Consider the following 15,652-nt stretch of genomic DNA (forward strand, 5'->3'; position numbering starts at 1 on the left):
AGCGCGGTATACCGCAGGACTTCGCGCCGGGAAACCGATCGCCTCACAGGGGAAGGGTAACCGTCGTCAGCGATCTTGTCCGGCGTGGCCCGAGCGCACCAGGGCGTTGCCGGGACGCAAGAACCCGGGCTGCTGCAATCGGCGGGCCGCCCGCACCACGCCCGAGGGGATCACCCGCTTGAAGAAGACGCCGGCGTCGAAGGTGCCGCGCACCTCGCTGACGTAGGAGCGCGGCAGGCCGAACCTGATCAGGCCCTGGCTCACGTCGACGAGGTCGGCCCGGCGAATCGCCTCGACCAGCGGCGCGTACGGGCGGGAGGAACCGTATCCGGCCAGCCGATGATGCTGGGCGATGATGAGCGCCAACTCGTTCGACCACGCCTGGCGGCCGGTCTTCTGCAGCCAGGCGTCTTGGGCCTCGATTGAGGGCACCAGGTAGTCGATCGTGTCGAATGCGGCCAGGTCGTGAAATGCCGCGGCGATCGCGAGCTTCTCGTCGCGGTCGGGACTCTCCGGTGTCAGCGCGCGGGCGAAATTGAAGATCCGGTAGACGTGGGCTTTGTAGGCGTCCCAACCGATGTCGTCACCGTGGGCCCGGTGGCGGTGTGACTCGAGGATCTGCTCGGCCAGCGGCACATTGCGGATGATCTGCGGCACAGCCACGCTCCCACACTAATGCCGTTGGAGCATTTCTTACCGGGCCTTCGTGATCACCGATTCGCCGAATTGCTCGATCGCCTCGATTGCGCGGGTGAGGCTGTCGCCGGGAACGGCGACCTGTACCCAGGTGACCCCCACATCGGCGAGGCGCCCCAGACCGTCCAGATAGGCGCTCGCGTCGAAGTCGTCGTAGCCGAGGCGGCCCCCGGCCAGATTGGAAAAGCAGATGTCGATCGCCGACCAATCCCGGTTCGCCTGATCGCAGCGCCGCCGCAAATCCTCGATCCCCGCGGCCAGGGCGTCGAGGGAATCCATGGCGGCAGTCCGGGCGGTGCCGGCAAGGCCCGCCGGCGCCGCGAACGGTGCCCATCCGTCACCGCGGGTGGCGGCCCGTTGCCGGGCCTTGCCGGTGTTGCCGCCGATCCAGATCGGCGGGCAACTCGTCGGACGCGGGTGCGCGGTGATTCCTCGGGCAGAAAAGTGCCTGCCCTCAAATGACACGTCGTCCCCGGTCCAGATGGCTCGGATGACGTCCAGACTCTCTTCGACCAGTGCGGTGCGCTCATCGAAATCCACACCTAACGCCGCGAATTCACCCTTGAGGTAGCCGACACCGACGGCCAGGGTGAACCTGCCGCCGGACAACAGATCCAGCGTGGCCCCGGACTTCGCCACCACGAACGGGTTCCGGTAGGGAAGCACGACGACGTTCGGGATGAATCGCAGCGTTCGGGTGTGTGCCGCCGCGAACCCCATGGCCACGAACGGGTCCAGGCTGTCGTGGCCGCCGGCATCGAGCCAGCGCTGCGTCGGCGCCGGGTGGTCGGTGAAACCCATGGCGTCGAAACCGGCGGCTTCAGCGGCCTTCGCCACCGCGGTCACCCCGTGCGGGGACACCAGTTGCGGGTCGCAGGGATGCGTGATGATCGGGTAGGTGAACGCGAACCGCATACGGGTCCCTTCGGCTCTGAACGGTAGCTAGCTGGTGGGCGGCGGCCCGAGGATGTAGTCGCCGCTGTCCGGATGGTGATACCACCCGCCCGCGGCGTGTGTGCCGCCGTCGACGTGCAGCGTCTGGCCGGTCACATACGAACTGAGCTCGCCGGCCAGAAACACGGCGGCGCCGGCCATCTCGTCGACATGGCCGGTCCGGCCCATCGGGATCATGTGGTCGGCGTTGGCCAGCATCTCCGCCGAGCCGACGCGCGCGATCCCTTCGGTGAGCGTGAGGTCTGGGGCCAGGCAGTTGACTCGGATGCCGTGCGGCGCCAACTCCAGCGCCGCGGTCTTGGTGAAGTTGACGACGCCCGCTTTCGCCGCCGCGTAAGCCGCGTAACCGGGTGCGGCGCGGGTGCCCTCGATGCTGGCGATGTTGATGATGCTGCCCGACGCACCGTGTTGCACCAGGGCCTGCGCGACGCGCTGCGTGCAGAGCAGGACCTGGGTCAGATTAGAGCGGATCAGGGTGTCCCACCCCTTCGGCGCGGTTTCCAGCAACGGCGAGGCGAACACCCCGCCGGCGTTGTTGACCAGAACCGTCGGCAGCCCTACCTCGGCAACGGTTCTGGCCAACGCCGCATCGACCTGGACGGGATCGCGGACATCGATCGCACAGGCCAGACCTCCGACCACGGCAGCCGTGCTCTCCGCGGCCTGCGGGTCGCGCTCCCAGATCACCACTCGGGCACCGAATTCCGCGAAGGACTCGGCGATGCCGCGGCCGATCCCGTTGCCGCCTCCGGTGACGACCGCTACCCGACCGTCTAAGGCCGACGCGTCTTTGCGCAGTACCACCAGCCACCTCCGGGCAGTGTCGACGCGGTCAGAGGCTGATGTAGACCGACTTGGTGTTGAAGTAGGCCTCCAGGCCCTTGCGGCCGCGCTCGCCGCCCCAACCGGATTGCTTGTGCCCGCAGATCGGCATGGAGGGGTCGGCGGCCAGGGCGGAGTTCACCCAGATCTGGCCGCCGCGAAGCTGGTTCGCGACGCGGTGGGCGCGACTGAGGTTCTCGGTCCAGATGGCGCCAGCCAGGCCGTACTCGGTGTCGTTGGCGGCGGCGATCGCCTCGTCCTCCTCGTCGAAGGGGATCACCGATCCCACCGGGCCGAAGATCTCCTCGCGGATCAGCCGCATGTCGGGCGTGGTGTTGGTGATGATCGTCGCCTCGTAGAAGTAGCCGCGCCGATCCATCGGCTTGCCGCCGGTGATCACCTGCGCGCCGGCGGCCACCCCGTCGTTGACGATGCCTGCCACGCGTTGGCGCTGCTTCTCACTGATCAGCGGGCCCAGCACCGAGTTGGGGTCGTCGCTGCCGCCCATCGGCAGCATCTGAGCGAAGTTGGCCAGGCCGTCGACGACCTGGTCGTAGATTCCGCGCTGGACGTAGATCCGCGAAGTGCAGGAACAGTTTTGGCCCGAGCCGGCCAGCAGCCCCATGCCGGCCATCATGATGGCCTTGTCGAGATTGGCGTCGTCGAACATGATCAGCGGCGACTTGCCGCCGAGTTCCAGGGTGAGGCGCTTGAGGTTGCCGGCGGCCGCCTTGACGATCAGCCGCCCCACCTCGGTGGACCCGGTGAACGAGATCTTGTCGACGTCCGGGTGTGCGGTCAGTGCCGCACCGGTGGTCTCGCCGTATCCGGTCACCACGTTCAGCACGCCGTCGGGCAGGCCGGCCTCGCGGAAGATCTCTTCGAGCTTCAACGCGGTCAGCGGGGTCTCCTCGGCGGGCTTGAGCACACAGCTGCAGCCCGCCGCCAACGCCGGCGCCACCTTGAGCATCGCGACGAAGAACGGCCCGTTCCACGGGATGATCAGACCGACGACACCGACCGGCTCGAGCTGGGTGAAGGTGTGGTACTCCTCGAAGTGGCCGAGCAACCCGTCAGAGACCAGGTTGGCCGACTCGCCGTGAATTTTGCCGACCCAACCGGCGTAGTAGGTCAACATCTCCTGGGAGACCTTGATGATCTGGCTGGCCCCCATCGCGGTCATCCCGTTGTCGCGGGACTCGATCTCGGCGAGTTCGGCGGTGCGCTCTTTGATGATTTCAGCGGCGCGGAACATGATCTCGGCGCGGCGCGCGGCGGGCAGCTTGCGCCACACCCCTGATTCGAAGCTTTCCCGTGCCCGGGCCACCGCCGCGTCGACGGCGGCCTGGTCGGAGTCGGCGACCTCGGCGATCTGCTCCTCGGTTGACGGGTTGAAGACCGGGATTATCCCGCCGGTTGCGGTCACCGGGTCGGTTTCGATGGTGCTGCTCACTGGTGTTCGTCCTTTCCTGTGCCCCGTTCGTCGGGAACGCGGTAGCCGTCGCGGGTGAGGATTCGGATTGGGTCGGTGCCGTCCCAGGTTTCGCAGGTGCGAGCGATCTTGGCGACGTGGGTTCGGAAACTCGGCTTGTCTTCGACGATCTCGGTGAAGAATCCGAAATCGGCGAATGTATTGATGAAGGCCACGCGCTGCCCGACATTGGTCAGCTCACAGCTCAGTTCGTAGCCCTGGTCGAGGTAGTGGGCGAGCTTCGCGTCGTAGTCGCGGGTCAGGCTGGAGACCTGGTGGAAGCCGAACGGGTTGTCGCCGTGTAGCTTCGCCATCTCGGCGAATACCGAATTGCCCCGGGTGAAGTCCTGGATCAGCTCGATCTGTACGGGCCCGGCCTGTACGACGCCGATGTGGACGTCGATGCCGGCGTCGGCGCCACGGTAGCGGCAGGTGCTCTGCACGCGCGGCATGATGTGAAACGGGCCGACGCCGAAGACCTGCACCCAGCGGGCCGCGGCACGCATCAGGTCGGGCACCACGAAGCCCAGTTGGAACAACCGGAATTCACCTTCGGGCCAACGCTCTTCGAACAGCGGATGAGCGGCGGCGGTCACGTCGCGCGCCTGGTGATCGGCCGGACCAGGACTTCCTGAGCGGTGCTGGCCACGTGCCGGCCCGCGGCGTCGACGATGGTGCCCTGCACCAGGGCGCGATGCCCGCCGACGGCGACCGTCTGCTGGGTGTAGGAATGCCACTGGTCGAATTGCACCGGACGGTGCAGCCAAAGGGTGTGGTCGAGGGTCAGCCCTCGGTGGGTGGCGTAGCTGACCGAGTGCGGGTGCGAGCGCAAGGCCATATCCACCAGCAGATAGTCGCTGGCGTAGCCCAGCAACGCCGCATGCTCCTGGTGGCCGCCGGTGACCTTGCGCGGCAGGCGCATCCAGTGGACGCGCTGCCCGGGTGCCTGTGCGCCGCCGAGGAAGATCGGCGCTTCGCCGATGCGCATCTCCAGCGGAGGCGGCGTGTCGATCCAGGTACTTCCCGGGGCGGCCAGCCCTGCCGGGGCACGCTGCGCCCAATGCTGCAGCAACGGCAGCGATTCCGGTGTGGCCGTCGGCTCCACCGCGGTGAGGACATCGGCGCCCTCCGGATTGTCGAAGGACACCGTCGCCGTCACCAGGGCCTGACCGCCTTGCTCGACGACGACGTGGCGCACCGACATCGAGCGTCCGTCGCGGGTGCGCTCGACGATGATGTCCAGCGGTGCGCTCGAGTCACCGGGCCGCAGGAACGACGCGTGAATCGAATGCGGACTCAGGCCGGTGACGGTGGCCGCGGCCGCGCACATCGCCTGCGCGACGAGTTGTCCGCCGAAGATCCGGCCGAACCGGGCGGCCTCGCTGAGCGCGCGGAATCGGCCGTCGTCGAGCGCCTCCAGCGTGAGCACCTGTTGCAGCTCATCGAGGGCGCGCAGGATGCCCAGTTCCAGCGGGCTACCCGACCCGCGGAGGGGACCGCTGAATTCGGCTTGGGCGGTGGCCTCAGGCGGCGACGACATGGGCCTCCTCGACGGATCGCCGACCCGGGAACCGGCGGCGTCACCTGAGTTAAGTCAACCGCTTGACTTATGTCAAGGGCGGTTCGCCGTTGTCGCCGGAAACAGCCGCGCGACGCTGATCGCCACGACCAGGCCCATCGTGAACCACGCCGTCGCGGAACAGGTCGCATAGATGTCGGACAGCGGAACGACCCTGCCGCCCTGCAGCGTCGCGGTCCCATCACCCACGCGGAGCATCTCGAGGTTGACCTGCAATGCGAGTCCGAACCAGATGACGGCCGGCATCAACAGCGTCGATCGCGTGGAGAAGCGGGGGTCACGGCGCCAGCGTCCTTCCACCAACGAAAACACCTGGAACAGCACCCATCCGGTGAACAACCACCCGAAATAGTTGCTCAGCGGGACGCCGAGGGCACCGCTGGGCGACCCGTAGGAGTACAAGCCGCGAGCGTAGGCCGCGATCGGATCGATCACCAGGTCATATCCGCCGAGGATGAGGGTGGCCACGACGGGCGTCACGAGCACGAACACCCGGCGGTCGCGGTTGTCGCCGACGATCACCCGGGCCAGGACCCACGCCACCCAGGCCAGCACCACCCAGCCGAACACCACCGTGAAGGGCACCCCGAGCGCGCGGGGGCCTTCGAAGTGATGAACGTAGGAGCCGAACGGGAAACCGGTCGCCACACTGCAGGCCTCGAAGCCGAACGCCACGACCGCGGCAAGCGCGAGGTAGCCAAGTGCTCCGGCGGGCCGGTAGAGCATCAGGGTATGCAGCACCACGAACGCTGCCAGCGCGGCACCGTAAACGGCTTCGGCCACAGCCTGTCTCGGTGATCCGATGTTCAATGCCGCTGTTATGGTCGCCGCCAACCAGATCGCGACCAGAGACCAGCCGGCCAGCACCTGCCATCGAGTACGTATCGACACGGGCGCATGGTATCTGCGGAGGATGCCTCGGCGTGGGCAACACCGGTAACAGCAGCCACATTGTTAACATCGGGCGATGCAGAACTACCCGGTGACCCGTCGCGCGTCGCGCCCGGTCTCCCGGCGCGACGCACTGCGGTACGCCTCCGCTGCGGCGCTCGCCGGGGTAGGCGCGGCATCCGCGGTCTCCGGCACGCCGACCGCCTCGGCCGCCGCGCCCACGCTGATCGACTACGCGATGCGCCAGATTCCCGCGCAGGACATCCGCGCCGCCGGCCATGCCGGGGTGATCAACTACGTGTCGACGTCACGTCCTGGATCGAACTTCGGCGCCAAACCCATCACCCGCCCCTACGCCGAGTCCTTGACCGCCGCGGGACTGGTGATCGTCAGCAACTACCAGTACGGCAAGCCCGGTGGGACGGCGCCGTCGGACTTCACCCGCGGCTACGCCGGCGGCGTCGCCGACGCGCAGACCGCCTGGAATCTGCACACCGCGGCCGGCGGCGGGCGCAGCGCGCCGATCTTCTTCAGCGTCGACGACGACATCAATCGCGATACCTGGAACAACGTTGCGCTACAGTGGTTTCGCGGTATCAATTCGGTGATCGGGGTGCAGCGCACCGGCGTCTACGGCGGCGTCAACGTCTGCCAGTGGGCCGCCGCCGACGGGGTGATCGGCAACTCGCGCACCCCCGGACACCGCTGGGCCTGGCAGACCCGATCCTGGTCTCGCGGGCAGATATTTCCCGGCGCGGTTCTTTTCCAGCGCATCGTGAGCACCGCGTCGACGCCTGGCCCGATCGTCGGCGGGATCGAGGTCGACGTCAACGACGTGTTGGCCCAGGACTGCGGACAGTGGAACCTGCATCCGTGAGGTAGTGGCCGCACAGAGCACGACGCGGCGCTGCGATCGCGACGCGTGGCGCCCCACAGCCCCACCCCGATGCCGACAACCGCTCCACCGAGGCCGATGATCTGCTGTCCGCGCTTGAGATCGCCATGCACGCTCATCCCGCCCAGCAGGTCGGCCGCATCGGCGCCACCGGATGCCAAAAACCAACCCCGGGTGTTTCGGCCCCGCAACGCCGCGGTCAGCAGCAGCCCTCCGATCAGGGCGTCGCGGTAACCCATGGAACGAAGCAACAGTCGCGCGGACGGGCCCGGGTCATCCGGCTCCCCCCACCACCGGTTCGACCGAAGCGGGTCGGCGAGGAAGGACAGACCCGAGGCCAGCCGTATGGCGCCGGCAGCAAGCGCAGCGCGGTCTTTGATCATGCACCGCAGCCTAGGTCCGGTCGCCGGCGCCCGGACCTACTTCCAGGCGAACACCGGCTGTTCCAACTCGTCGACCCGGTCGGATCGGCCCTCCAGGCACAGCCACCGCAACTGCAGCAGCACGGCCCCGGTCGGCGCGTGGATCAGGTCATTGCCCAACGGAATCTGCACGACCGGGCGTGAGCTCTCCGGAATGTCGATGAACCGCGGCGAATCGTCGCGCTGCAGTTGGTGCAGTCCCACCCGGTAGGCCGCCACCACCTCGTCGGGCGCGGGCCGAGGCTCCAGGCGTCCACCGCCCCAGATCACCACCGGCGTGATGACGTATCCCGACCGTGTCGGGTAGTCGTCGAGCAGGCCCAGCACGGCCGAGTCGGGCAAACTGATGCCGAGCTCCTCGTCCAGCTCGCGCAGCGCGGCATCGACCGCGGTCTCGCCGGGATCGAGCCGGCCACCGGGCAGCGCCCACTGAGCGGCGTGCGAATTGAGCCGAGACGCCCTGCGGCACAGGAAGAAAGCCGCACCGCCGGAGACATCGATCATGCGGCCGTCGAGGCCGGCCTCCGGCAGAGGCCGACCGGCGATCCAGTCGTCCACCGGCGCGGGATCAACCCGGTCCTCGCCGATGTCGGAGTCCACGATCACCACCGCGACGGCCGCGTGCCGCTTGGTCGGGTCGGTCACGGTTCGGCGGTGGTGCCCACCCAGATGGGTCCGGATCTGCTCCTGCAGCGCCTGGTCGTAGCTGATTGTCACCGCTTGACCATAGGACTACGCACTTTCCAGGGCGCGCCCGATCACCTGGACAGGTGATTCTCGACCCGGATCGCAACAGCTCACCGCGGCGACGATGGCCACCAACGTCGACGCCGCGGACCTGACGCGCTGGCTGGACGACATGTTCCTGCCGCCGGAGGTGATCAACTGGCCGCTCAACGTGGTCGTGGTGCGCACCGGCGACCGAACCATCCTCGTCGACGCCGGTCTGGGCGTGGAGTTTCCGGACTTCCCGCGGGCGGGGCAGACCGTCCAGCGGCTAGAGGCCGCCGGCATCGATCCCTCGGCGGTGACCGATGTGGTGCTGACCCACCTGCACATGGACCACGTGGGTGGATTGCTCACCGACGGGCTGAAGGCGCGCCTGCGCCCGGATCTGCGGATTCATCTAGCCGCCGCCGAGGCGGAGTTCTGGGAGGCGCCGGACTTCTCCGGTACCCAGATGCCGGCGCCGGTGCCCGTTGCGCTCCGGTCGATCGCCACGCGGTTCTTGGACGAATACCGCGACCGGCTGCGTCCGTTCGAGACGGAGTACGAGGTCGCGCCGGGAGTGCTGGTCTGCCGCACCGGCGGCCACACACCCGGGCACAGCGTGGTCCGCCTGGCCACGGGAGGCGACCGCCTCACGTTTGCCGGGGACGCCATCTTCCAGGTCGGGTTCGAGAATCCGGGATGGCACAACGGGTTCGAACACGACCCCGAGGAAGCGGCTCGGGTCCGGGTTCGTCTTCTGCAGGAGCTGGCGTCGACCCGCGAGTCGCTGGTGGCCACCCACCTGCCGTTCCCATCGGTGTGCCGGGTGGCCGTCGCCGGCAACGCCTTCCGCTGCGTACCAGCCGTCTGGGATTACTGAGCGGTGGACGGCTCGATCAGGCGCCGATCGACAAGAAGAATGCAAGGGTGAGCAGCACGACGCACGCGATGCACACCGAGACTCCCAGGGTCGCTGACGCCATAGCTCGGTTCCAATCTGTGATGAGTTCCTGGTCGACGGCCGATCTGCGCAGTTCGCGCAGGTGACGGCCTGCCGGATCGTCACCAAGCTAGCCGTACGGCTTGGTGGACGTCAACAAAGGTCATCGCCGGTGAACGCGCTCAGCCCGCTATCGAATCGCGGATGTCGAGCACTGCCATGTTCGCCGCTGCGCGGCCGCGCTGCCGCTCAAGGTGAGCTTCTCAGTCGACGAACCGGTATGGCACATCGAGTACGCGATAGGTGCGCTCTGCCCGACGGTCACGAGTGAGCAGTACGCGCTGGTTGGTCGATGCCGCCTGACCGACGAGCGCGTCGTACACGGATCCGCCGACGATCTCGAGGTCGGCGAGCCGCTCAAAGAGCTCGCTGGTGGCAGCTGCGTCGAGCCAGCACTTGGCCGGGAATGCCTGCGCCAGTACCGAGGCCGCTTGAGTTGCGTTCAGGCGTAGCGGGAGAGGGAGACGAGTAAGGACCGAATACGTCTCGAATCTCGCGTGGCCTGCGAGCGCGGCGCGACGTTGTACGAGGGCTCGGCGGCAGACCGTGTGGGCTTCGTGGGTCGAATCAAGCGCGGCGACGGCAACACTGGTGTCGCAGGCCCACAGGTCATCGCTGGATGTCATCGCGAAGTCGGCGCACATCGTCATCGGTCAGTACCGCACCCTCCACCGGGCCGAGCACCGGAAGACCGTCACGCGTTTCGATCGGGCGGGGACGCCGCTGGACGGGCTCAATCCGCAGACCAGATCCGTCCGGAATCAGTTCGAGCTCCGTGTCGGGGGTGATGCCGAGCGCCACCCGCAGCGCTTTGGGAATGACCAGCCGGCCCAGGCGGTCCACTGTCACGTTCATGGCACCAAATTACCAGTGGATTGGCAAAATGGTCGCGGCGATGCGTTTCCCGGCCGGTAAGCGGGTATAGGGCTACGGCACGGCACCTGCAGTGGGCCGGCGGACGGAGGAATCCCTGCTGTGGTCAGAATGACGCCCTTGCGGCGCCGACGTTCCGGGCTTCGCCAGATCACCCAAGGCCTCGGCGAGCTCGACGCCGAGGTGTTCAGGGCGATCGCACACTCGCCCAGCCGACTGCTCGACAGCACCATGCCGCCGCTGACCCGCGCCGCCGACCACTCCAAACTGTGGCTGGCCCTCGCGGCGGTGATGGCCGCGACCGGCCGCTCGTCCGCCCAGCGCGCCGCCGCCCGCGGGGTGGTCAGCCTGGCTCTCACCAGCCTGGTGACCAACCAGGTGGTCAAGCGGATCCGGCCCCGGGCACGCCCGGACATCCTGCAGGTCCCCTTGCTGCGCCGCGCGCGCCGGCTGCCGCTGTCGAACTCGTTGCCGTCGGGGCACTCCGCCAGTGCCGCCGCGTTCGCCACCGGGGTGGGGTTGGAGAGCCCGCTGCTGGGGCTTCCGATCGCCGGGCTGGCCGGCCTGGTGGGCCTGTCCCGGATCGCCACCGGTGCCCACTACCCCGGCGATGTGCTCGCCGGGCTGGGCATCGGAGCATCCATGGCGGTGGCCGGGGCGAAACTGGTGCCGCCGATCCCGTCACTGCCCCCGCAACACGTCGGTACCCTGCGGGTCGCCTGCCCGCCGCGCCCCGACGGCGCCGGCGTGACCCTGGTGGTCAACCCCCGCTCCGGCGGCGGGCGCGCCGGCGAGGTCGCCGAGGAGGTGCGCACAGCACTACCGGCCGTCTCCGTCGTCGAACTCGGTCCCGACGACGACGTGGCCGAAGCGTTACGCCTGGCGGCCGATTCCGCCGAGGTGCTGGCGATCGCCGGCGGCGACGGGTCGGTGGCCGCCGCCGCCGGCGTCGCGGTGGAGCGCGATCTGCCACTGGCGGTGTTTCCCGGCGGTACTTTGAACCACTTCGCCAAGGACATCGGCTGCGATACCACCGCGAAAACCGTCCGGGCCATCGCCGAGGGCAGCTTGTCCCGGGTGGACGTGGTCCAGTTCAACGACGAGACGACCGTGGTCAACACCGCCAGCGTCGGCGCATACCCGGCGTTCGTTCGCCGTCGCGAACGACTGCAGCGCAAGGTCGGCAAGCCGGTGGCCAGCGCCTACGCGATGCTGATGACGCTGCGGCGCGAACAACCGGTCCGCATCACCTACGACGACAAGACGCTGCAGACGTCGCTGTTCTTCCTCGGAAACTCCGCCTATCTGCCGGTCGGCTTCGCTCCGGCCGTACGGAACCGGATGGACGACGGGCTGCTGGACGTGCGGATCCTGGAAACCGGGCGGCCGTGGTCCACGCTGCGAATGCTGGTCGCCCTGCTGACCGGACGGCTGCAGCGCAGTCGGCTCTACCACGAGCTGCAGGTTCCGCAGTTCCGGTTCACCGCACCCGACGGCCCGGTGCCCCTCGCCCGCGACGGAGAGGTCGACAGCCCTTGCGCGCAGGCCGAATTCACCGTGCGCTATCGCGCGTTGCAGGTCTTTCGACCGAGGCCGCCGGGGCGGCGGTGACGGCCGTCGACGTCGGCGTGGTCGGCGGCGGGATCGTCGGCCTGAGCACCGCGTACGCCCTGGCCGAGCTGGGTGCCACGGTGCGCGTGTATGAACGCGGCGTGCCGGGCGACGGCCAGTCCGGTGGCGAATCCCGGATCTTTCGGCACGCCCACGACGACGCGCGGCTGGTCGCACTGGCGCGGGCCAGTCGAGCGATCTGGGCGGAGTGGGCCGAATGCGCCGGCACCGAACTGGTCTCGTCCGACGGCGCGGTCGCCATCGGCCCCGCGGTGAGCAAGCGGCTGGCGACCCTTGACGAGGCGGGCGGGGTGCCGGTCCGCCGCATCGACGGCGCGGAGTTGCGCGCCCTGCTGCCGCCGCTGGCCGACTACGACGGGCCGGCGATGCTGGATGAGGCCGGCGGGTCGATCCGCACCCGGGCGGCGATCGGCGCACTCACCGGGTGGCTGGGTGAGCGGTTGGTCGCCGACGAGGTGCTGGCGGTGCGCCCGACCCGCAGCGGCACGGCCGAGGTGCTGACCGGTGGCGCCCGCACCGAGCATTCCGCGGTGGTGGTGTGCGCCGGACGTGGCACCGCCGGGCTGGCGCGCGGCGTCGGGTTGGCGCTGCCGGTGCGGTTGTCCGCGCACGTCCGGCTGACCTTCGGCGTCACTGAGCCCGCCGAGTCTCTGGCCTGTCTGCAGGACAGCAGTGGCGCATTCGGCGAGACCGGCACCTATGCCGCCGCGCTGCCCGACAACCGCCACTACGCCGTCGGGCTCAGTGAGAGCGTCGGCGTGGATCCCGACGGCGGCTTCCCCGACCCCGCGGAGCTGACCGCATTGGCCGAGCGGGCGGTGGCCTACGCGCGCCGCGCACTGCCGGGACTGGATCCGGCTCCGGTGGGGTACCGCCACTGCTGGGTCACCCGGGTGCCCTGGAGCGACGACGGTTTCGCGGCCTGGCACCGCGACGGCTTGGTATTCGTCGCCGGCCACAATCTGTTCAAGCAGGCTCCAGCGATCGGGCGGGCGGTGGCGCGACTGGCGCTGGGTGAGCAGCCCGAGGTGGATTTGCGGCCCGAGTGCCGGCTGGGCGCGGGTTCGTGAGCCGTTATCTCGGGGGCCGCAACAGCTTCATGGCGGCCCGCAGCACCGGTGCGGGGATGCGGTCCTGCATCGCCAGTGCGCCGGCGGCCGCGCGGGTGCGCAGCGGTGCGCCGCGCCCGAACATCCGGTTCAACGGCCCGCCGGACGGCTCGATCTCGACGTGCAGCGGCGGAGTGCCGACAGCGGCGCCCAGCGCTTGGGCGATCACCATCCGCTGAATCTCGCTGGTGCCTTCGAAGATGGTGTACAGCTTGGCATCTCGGTACCACTTCTCCACCGGATGCTCGGTGATGTAGCCCCAGCCGCCCAGTGTCTGGATGGCGCGCTCGGTGACGCGCACGGCCGCTTCGCTGGCGGCCAGCTTGGCCATCGATCCCTCGCCGCGGCCGAAGCTGATCCCGTTGGCCGCCATCCAGGACGCCCGCCAGGTCAGCAGCCGCGCCGCATCGATCGCGGTGGCCAACTCAGCCAGCGGGAACGCGATGCCCTGGTTGTCGATGATGGGGCCGCCGAAGGCCTCTCGGCGAGTGGCGTAGTCGGTCGCGTATTCCAGTGCGGCGCGGGCGATGCCGATCGCCTGGGCGGCGACCATCGGCCGGGTTTGCTCGAAGGTGCCCAGCGTGGCCGATCCGGAATGTGCTCCCCCTGCGACAATTTCGCGCGCTTTGGCGAGTTTGTGGTCGAGTTTGTCCTGCCCGCCGAGCAGATTCTCCGCCGGGATGCGGGCACCGTCGAAGCGCAGTTCGGCGGTGTGGGACGCTCGGCAGCCCAGCTTGTCGAGTTTGCGCACCATCTCCAGTCCGGGGGTGCCGCCGGGCACAATGAACAGCGCCTGGCCGCGGTGGCCCAGCTCCGGGTCGACGACGGCGTTGACCACGTGCACGTTGGCGATGCCGCCGTTGCCGATCCACATCTTGTGGCCGTCGATGATCCAGTCGTCACCGTCGCGGCGGGCGGTGGTGCGCAGGTTACGGACGTCGCTGCCGCCTTCGGGCTCGGAGATCGCCAGGGCCGCGAGTTTGAGATCACCTGGCGTGCCGAAGCATTCCGGCGCCCACTGCAGCATCTGTTCGCCGGTGGCAGCCTGTCCGATCGCCGAGAGCGCGAGTGCGGGCATCACGATCGCCAAACCGATTCCGGCACAGCCCCAGAACAACTCTTCCATGAACATTGGCAACGACAAGCCGGTCGAGTCGCCGATCAGGTCTCGGTAGAACAGCGGGCTGTAAAAACCCTGGGCGGCGGCCTCCTCGAGCACCGGCCACGGGAATTCCTGGCGCTGGTCGTAGTCGAGGGCGACCGGCCGGATGACCGATTCGGCGAATTGGTGGGTGCGGCGGGCAAGGTCGTGCTGCGCCACCGTCGGCGTGAGATCGAAGCCCATGGACCGGTCCCCTAAGCCGTCTGGGCCGGCCTCGATGTCGCCCGCCCGAACACCTGGGATTGCCGGTTCTCCGCCGGGTCAAACGCCTCGGCCGGCGGGGCGGGTCAGGGGGCGAGCAAGTCGTCGATCTGGTTGACCGCCGATGTGGTGCCCTCGACGACGCCCATTTCCAACACCTTCTGGAGGTCCGCCGCGGACTCGAAGGTGCTCACGTAGGTTGCGCGGGTACCGCCGTTGTCCGTGGCGAAGGTGTAGACGTTTCTGGAGATCGGTAACCCGGGTTCCGGGTTGAAGTCCAGGTCCGCGAAGCCATCGACGAAGGAGAAACTCCTGGGCTCGTCGACGGCGGTGATCTGCCAGTAGCCCGCGTACTTCTCGCCGTCCGGGCCGGTCATGAAGTACGTGGTGCGGCTCCCGGGAGTGAGGTCGTGGTCGACCACGGTCGCGGGGTGCGACGGCGGCCCCCAGATTTTCTCCAGCTGTCGCGGGTCGGCGTAGATCTGCCAGATTCGCTGCACCGGTGCGGCGAAGTCGGCGGTGATGGTCAGGGTGAGGTTCTCGAGGTCCTGCTGGACGTCGGTCACGGGCATGGTTCAGTCCTCCTTGGTCTTCTCGGATGAGATGAGTTCGTCGATGCGCGCGATGCGACCGCGCCAAACCTGTTCCAGCTCAGTGAGCATCGAGGCCACCGACCGTACCGCCGCGACGTCACCGCGGGCCAACTGCTCGCGACCGCTGCGTCGCTTGCTGAGCAGGCCGGACTTCTCCAGGACGGCGACGTGCTTCTGCACCGCGGCGAAGCTCATCTCGTAGTTCCCCGCGAGTGCGGAAACCGAGTGCTCCCCGGCCAGCACACGGCGCAGGATGTCACGGCGGGTGCGGTCGGCGAGCGCGTGGAACAGAGCGTCCACCCGGTCCTCGTCGAGCACGGTCATGTGGTTATCGTACAACCATTTGGTTGTACGTTGTCAAGATCAGAGCTCCGGCGGGAACCAGTAGTCGAGCGTCGTCTCGACCCCGCCCCAGTCGATGCCCATCCAGTCGGTGAAGAAGCTTTCGATGTTGCCGAAGGCGTTGTAAACGAAGGCCACAAACGAATTGAACAGGGCGTCTATCCCGGCGCTGTCGAGCAACCCGCTACCGAACGCGTTGAGCCAGGCGCCGAACTGGTCGATGTCACCGGAGATGTCGATGTTGGTGAGCATGCCGTCGGTGGTGGCCAAATGGTTGGCGACCTGATCTGGCGTGAGCC

General features: G+C 68.4%; 16 protein-coding genes and 3 pseudogenes. 4 read left to right on the plus strand and 15 right to left on the minus strand.

Features of this window, described 5'->3' with window-relative positions; translation table 11 throughout:
• Positions 1 to 66: 66 nt before the first annotated feature.
• The 7 genes from A5648_RS12415 to A5648_RS12445 all read right to left on the minus strand — a co-directional run bounded on the left by A5648_RS12415 (position 67) and on the right by A5648_RS12445 (position 6,413).
• Positions 67 to 663 carry an HD family phosphohydrolase gene (locus A5648_RS12415; protein ID WP_065024828.1) on the minus strand — a complete coding sequence of 199 codons (597 nt, stop codon included), beginning with the start codon at positions 661 to 663 and terminating at the stop codon, positions 67 to 69.
• Positions 664 to 693: 30 nt separating this feature from the next.
• On the minus strand, positions 694 to 1,611 hold the full coding sequence (locus tag A5648_RS12420; protein WP_065024829.1) for an LLM class F420-dependent oxidoreductase: 918 nt from the start codon (positions 1,609 to 1,611) through the stop codon (positions 694 to 696).
• Positions 1,612 to 1,638: 27 nt separating this feature from the next.
• Positions 1,639 to 2,454: an SDR family NAD(P)-dependent oxidoreductase gene (locus A5648_RS12425; RefSeq protein ID WP_065024830.1), complete on the minus strand. Its 816-nt coding sequence runs from the start codon at positions 2,452 to 2,454 to the stop codon at positions 1,639 to 1,641.
• A 28-nt stretch (positions 2,455 to 2,482) separates the two neighbouring features.
• Complete coding sequence (locus A5648_RS12430) at positions 2,483 to 3,925, minus strand: aldehyde dehydrogenase family protein (protein ID WP_065024831.1); 1,443 nt, start codon at positions 3,923 to 3,925, stop codon at positions 2,483 to 2,485.
• Positions 3,922 to 4,539: a VOC family protein gene (locus A5648_RS12435; protein WP_065024832.1), complete on the minus strand. Its 618-nt coding sequence runs from the start codon at positions 4,537 to 4,539 to the stop codon at positions 3,922 to 3,924. Before A5648_RS12435 ends, A5648_RS12430 begins: the two co-directional genes overlap by 4 nt.
• Positions 4,536 to 5,483 (minus strand): acyl-CoA thioesterase, encoded by a 948-nt coding sequence (locus A5648_RS12440; protein ID WP_065024833.1) that lies wholly within the window; start codon positions 5,481 to 5,483, stop codon positions 4,536 to 4,538. Before A5648_RS12440 ends, A5648_RS12435 begins: the two co-directional genes overlap by 4 nt.
• Positions 5,484 to 5,555: 72 nt before the next feature.
• Positions 5,556 to 6,413: a carotenoid biosynthesis protein gene (locus A5648_RS12445; protein ID WP_234787409.1), complete on the minus strand. Its 858-nt coding sequence runs from the start codon at positions 6,411 to 6,413 to the stop codon at positions 5,556 to 5,558.
• A 76-nt stretch (positions 6,414 to 6,489) separates the two neighbouring features.
• On the opposite strand from A5648_RS12445, the gene A5648_RS12450 reads away from it, so the two are divergent.
• The gene (locus tag A5648_RS12450; protein ID WP_065024835.1) at positions 6,490 to 7,290 is read left to right on the plus strand and encodes a DUF1906 domain-containing protein; all 801 of its coding nucleotides are present in this window, start codon (positions 6,490 to 6,492) and stop codon (positions 7,288 to 7,290) included.
• A 29-nt stretch (positions 7,291 to 7,319) separates the two neighbouring features.
• Here A5648_RS12450 and A5648_RS24640 read toward each other — a convergent pair.
• Positions 7,320 to 7,691: pseudogene (locus A5648_RS24640) on the minus strand (DUF4267 domain-containing protein); the annotation flags it as partial.
• A gap of 36 nt (positions 7,692 to 7,727) precedes the next feature.
• Positions 7,728 to 8,447 carry an NUDIX hydrolase gene (locus A5648_RS12455; protein ID WP_065024836.1) on the minus strand — a complete coding sequence of 240 codons (720 nt, stop codon included), beginning with the start codon at positions 8,445 to 8,447 and terminating at the stop codon, positions 7,728 to 7,730.
• A gap of 82 nt (positions 8,448 to 8,529) precedes the next feature.
• On the opposite strand from A5648_RS12455, the pseudogene A5648_RS12460 reads away from it, so the two are divergent.
• Positions 8,530 to 9,321 (plus strand): annotated as a pseudogene (locus A5648_RS12460) (MBL fold metallo-hydrolase); the annotation flags it as partial.
• Between the two features lie 323 nt (positions 9,322 to 9,644).
• On the opposite strand, the gene A5648_RS12465 reads toward A5648_RS12460, so the two are convergent.
• Positions 9,645 to 10,091 carry a type II toxin-antitoxin system VapC family toxin gene (locus A5648_RS12465; RefSeq protein ID WP_234787410.1) on the minus strand — a complete coding sequence of 149 codons (447 nt, stop codon included), beginning with the start codon at positions 10,089 to 10,091 and terminating at the stop codon, positions 9,645 to 9,647.
• Entirely contained in the window at positions 10,051 to 10,296 is a 246-nt protein-coding gene (locus A5648_RS12470) for an AbrB/MazE/SpoVT family DNA-binding domain-containing protein (protein WP_065024839.1), read from the minus strand. Before A5648_RS12470 ends, A5648_RS12465 begins: the two co-directional genes overlap by 41 nt.
• 129 nt (positions 10,297 to 10,425) lie before the next feature.
• On the opposite strand from A5648_RS12470, the gene A5648_RS12475 reads away from it, so the two are divergent.
• Positions 10,426 to 11,925, plus strand: coding sequence for a bifunctional phosphatase PAP2/diacylglycerol kinase family protein (locus A5648_RS12475; protein ID WP_065024840.1), 1,500 nt, complete (start codon positions 10,426 to 10,428; stop codon positions 11,923 to 11,925).
• Positions 11,922 to 13,016, plus strand: a complete 1,095-nt coding sequence (locus A5648_RS12480) for an NAD(P)/FAD-dependent oxidoreductase (protein WP_207511683.1) — start codon at positions 11,922 to 11,924, stop codon at positions 13,014 to 13,016. The genes A5648_RS12475 and A5648_RS12480 overlap by 4 nt, the downstream gene beginning before the upstream one ends.
• A 4-nt stretch (positions 13,017 to 13,020) precedes the next feature.
• Here A5648_RS12480 and A5648_RS12485 read toward each other — a convergent pair whose 3' ends face one another.
• The 4 genes and pseudogenes from A5648_RS12485 to A5648_RS12500 form a co-directional block, all read right to left on the minus strand.
• Positions 13,021 to 14,400 carry an acyl-CoA dehydrogenase family protein gene (locus tag A5648_RS12485; protein ID WP_065024841.1) on the minus strand — a complete coding sequence of 460 codons (1,380 nt, stop codon included), beginning with the start codon at positions 14,398 to 14,400 and terminating at the stop codon, positions 13,021 to 13,023.
• Positions 14,401 to 14,504: 104 nt separating this feature from the next.
• The gene (locus A5648_RS12490) at positions 14,505 to 14,990 is read right to left on the minus strand and encodes an SRPBCC family protein (protein WP_065024842.1); all 486 of its coding nucleotides are present in this window, start codon (positions 14,988 to 14,990) and stop codon (positions 14,505 to 14,507) included.
• A 3-nt stretch (positions 14,991 to 14,993) separates the two neighbouring features.
• Positions 14,994 to 15,335 (minus strand): ArsR/SmtB family transcription factor, encoded by a 342-nt coding sequence (locus A5648_RS12495; protein ID WP_065024843.1) that lies wholly within the window; start codon positions 15,333 to 15,335, stop codon positions 14,994 to 14,996.
• A gap of 39 nt (positions 15,336 to 15,374) precedes the next feature.
• A pseudogene (locus tag A5648_RS12500) lies at positions 15,375 to 15,652 on the minus strand (PE-PPE domain-containing protein); the annotation flags it as partial.

This window comes from Mycolicibacter sinensis, from assembly GCF_001673565.1.
GTDB classification, from domain to species: Bacteria; Actinomycetota; Actinomycetes; order Mycobacteriales; family Mycobacteriaceae; genus Mycobacterium; species Mycobacterium sinense_C.

What these genes read in the sequence shown, in the direction of transcription:
- A5648_RS12485 (WP_065024841.1), bottom strand. Translation starts at nt 14,400, where the DNA reads ATGGGCTTCGATCTCACGCCGACGGTGGCGCAGCACGACCTTGCCCGC.
- A5648_RS12490 (WP_065024842.1), bottom strand. Translation starts at nt 14,990, where the DNA reads ATGCCCGTGACCGACGTCCAGCAGGACCTCGAGAACCTCACCCTGACC.
- A5648_RS12450 (WP_065024835.1), top strand. Translation starts at nt 6,490, where the DNA reads ATGCAGAACTACCCGGTGACCCGTCGCGCGTCGCGCCCGGTCTCCCGG.
- A5648_RS12465 (WP_234787410.1), bottom strand. Translation starts at nt 10,091, where the DNA reads ATGACGATGTGCGCCGACTTCGCGATGACATCCAGCGATGACCTGTGG.
- A5648_RS12475 (WP_065024840.1), top strand. Translation starts at nt 10,426, where the DNA reads ATGACGCCCTTGCGGCGCCGACGTTCCGGGCTTCGCCAGATCACCCAA.
- A5648_RS12495 (WP_065024843.1), bottom strand. Translation starts at nt 15,335, where the DNA reads ATGACCGTGCTCGACGAGGACCGGGTGGACGCTCTGTTCCACGCGCTC.
- A5648_RS12420 (WP_065024829.1), bottom strand. Translation starts at nt 1,611, where the DNA reads ATGCGGTTCGCGTTCACCTACCCGATCATCACGCATCCCTGCGACCCG.
- A5648_RS12470 (WP_065024839.1), bottom strand. Translation starts at nt 10,296, where the DNA reads ATGAACGTGACAGTGGACCGCCTGGGCCGGCTGGTCATTCCCAAAGCG.
- A5648_RS12440 (WP_065024833.1), bottom strand. Translation starts at nt 5,483, where the DNA reads ATGTCGTCGCCGCCTGAGGCCACCGCCCAAGCCGAATTCAGCGGTCCC.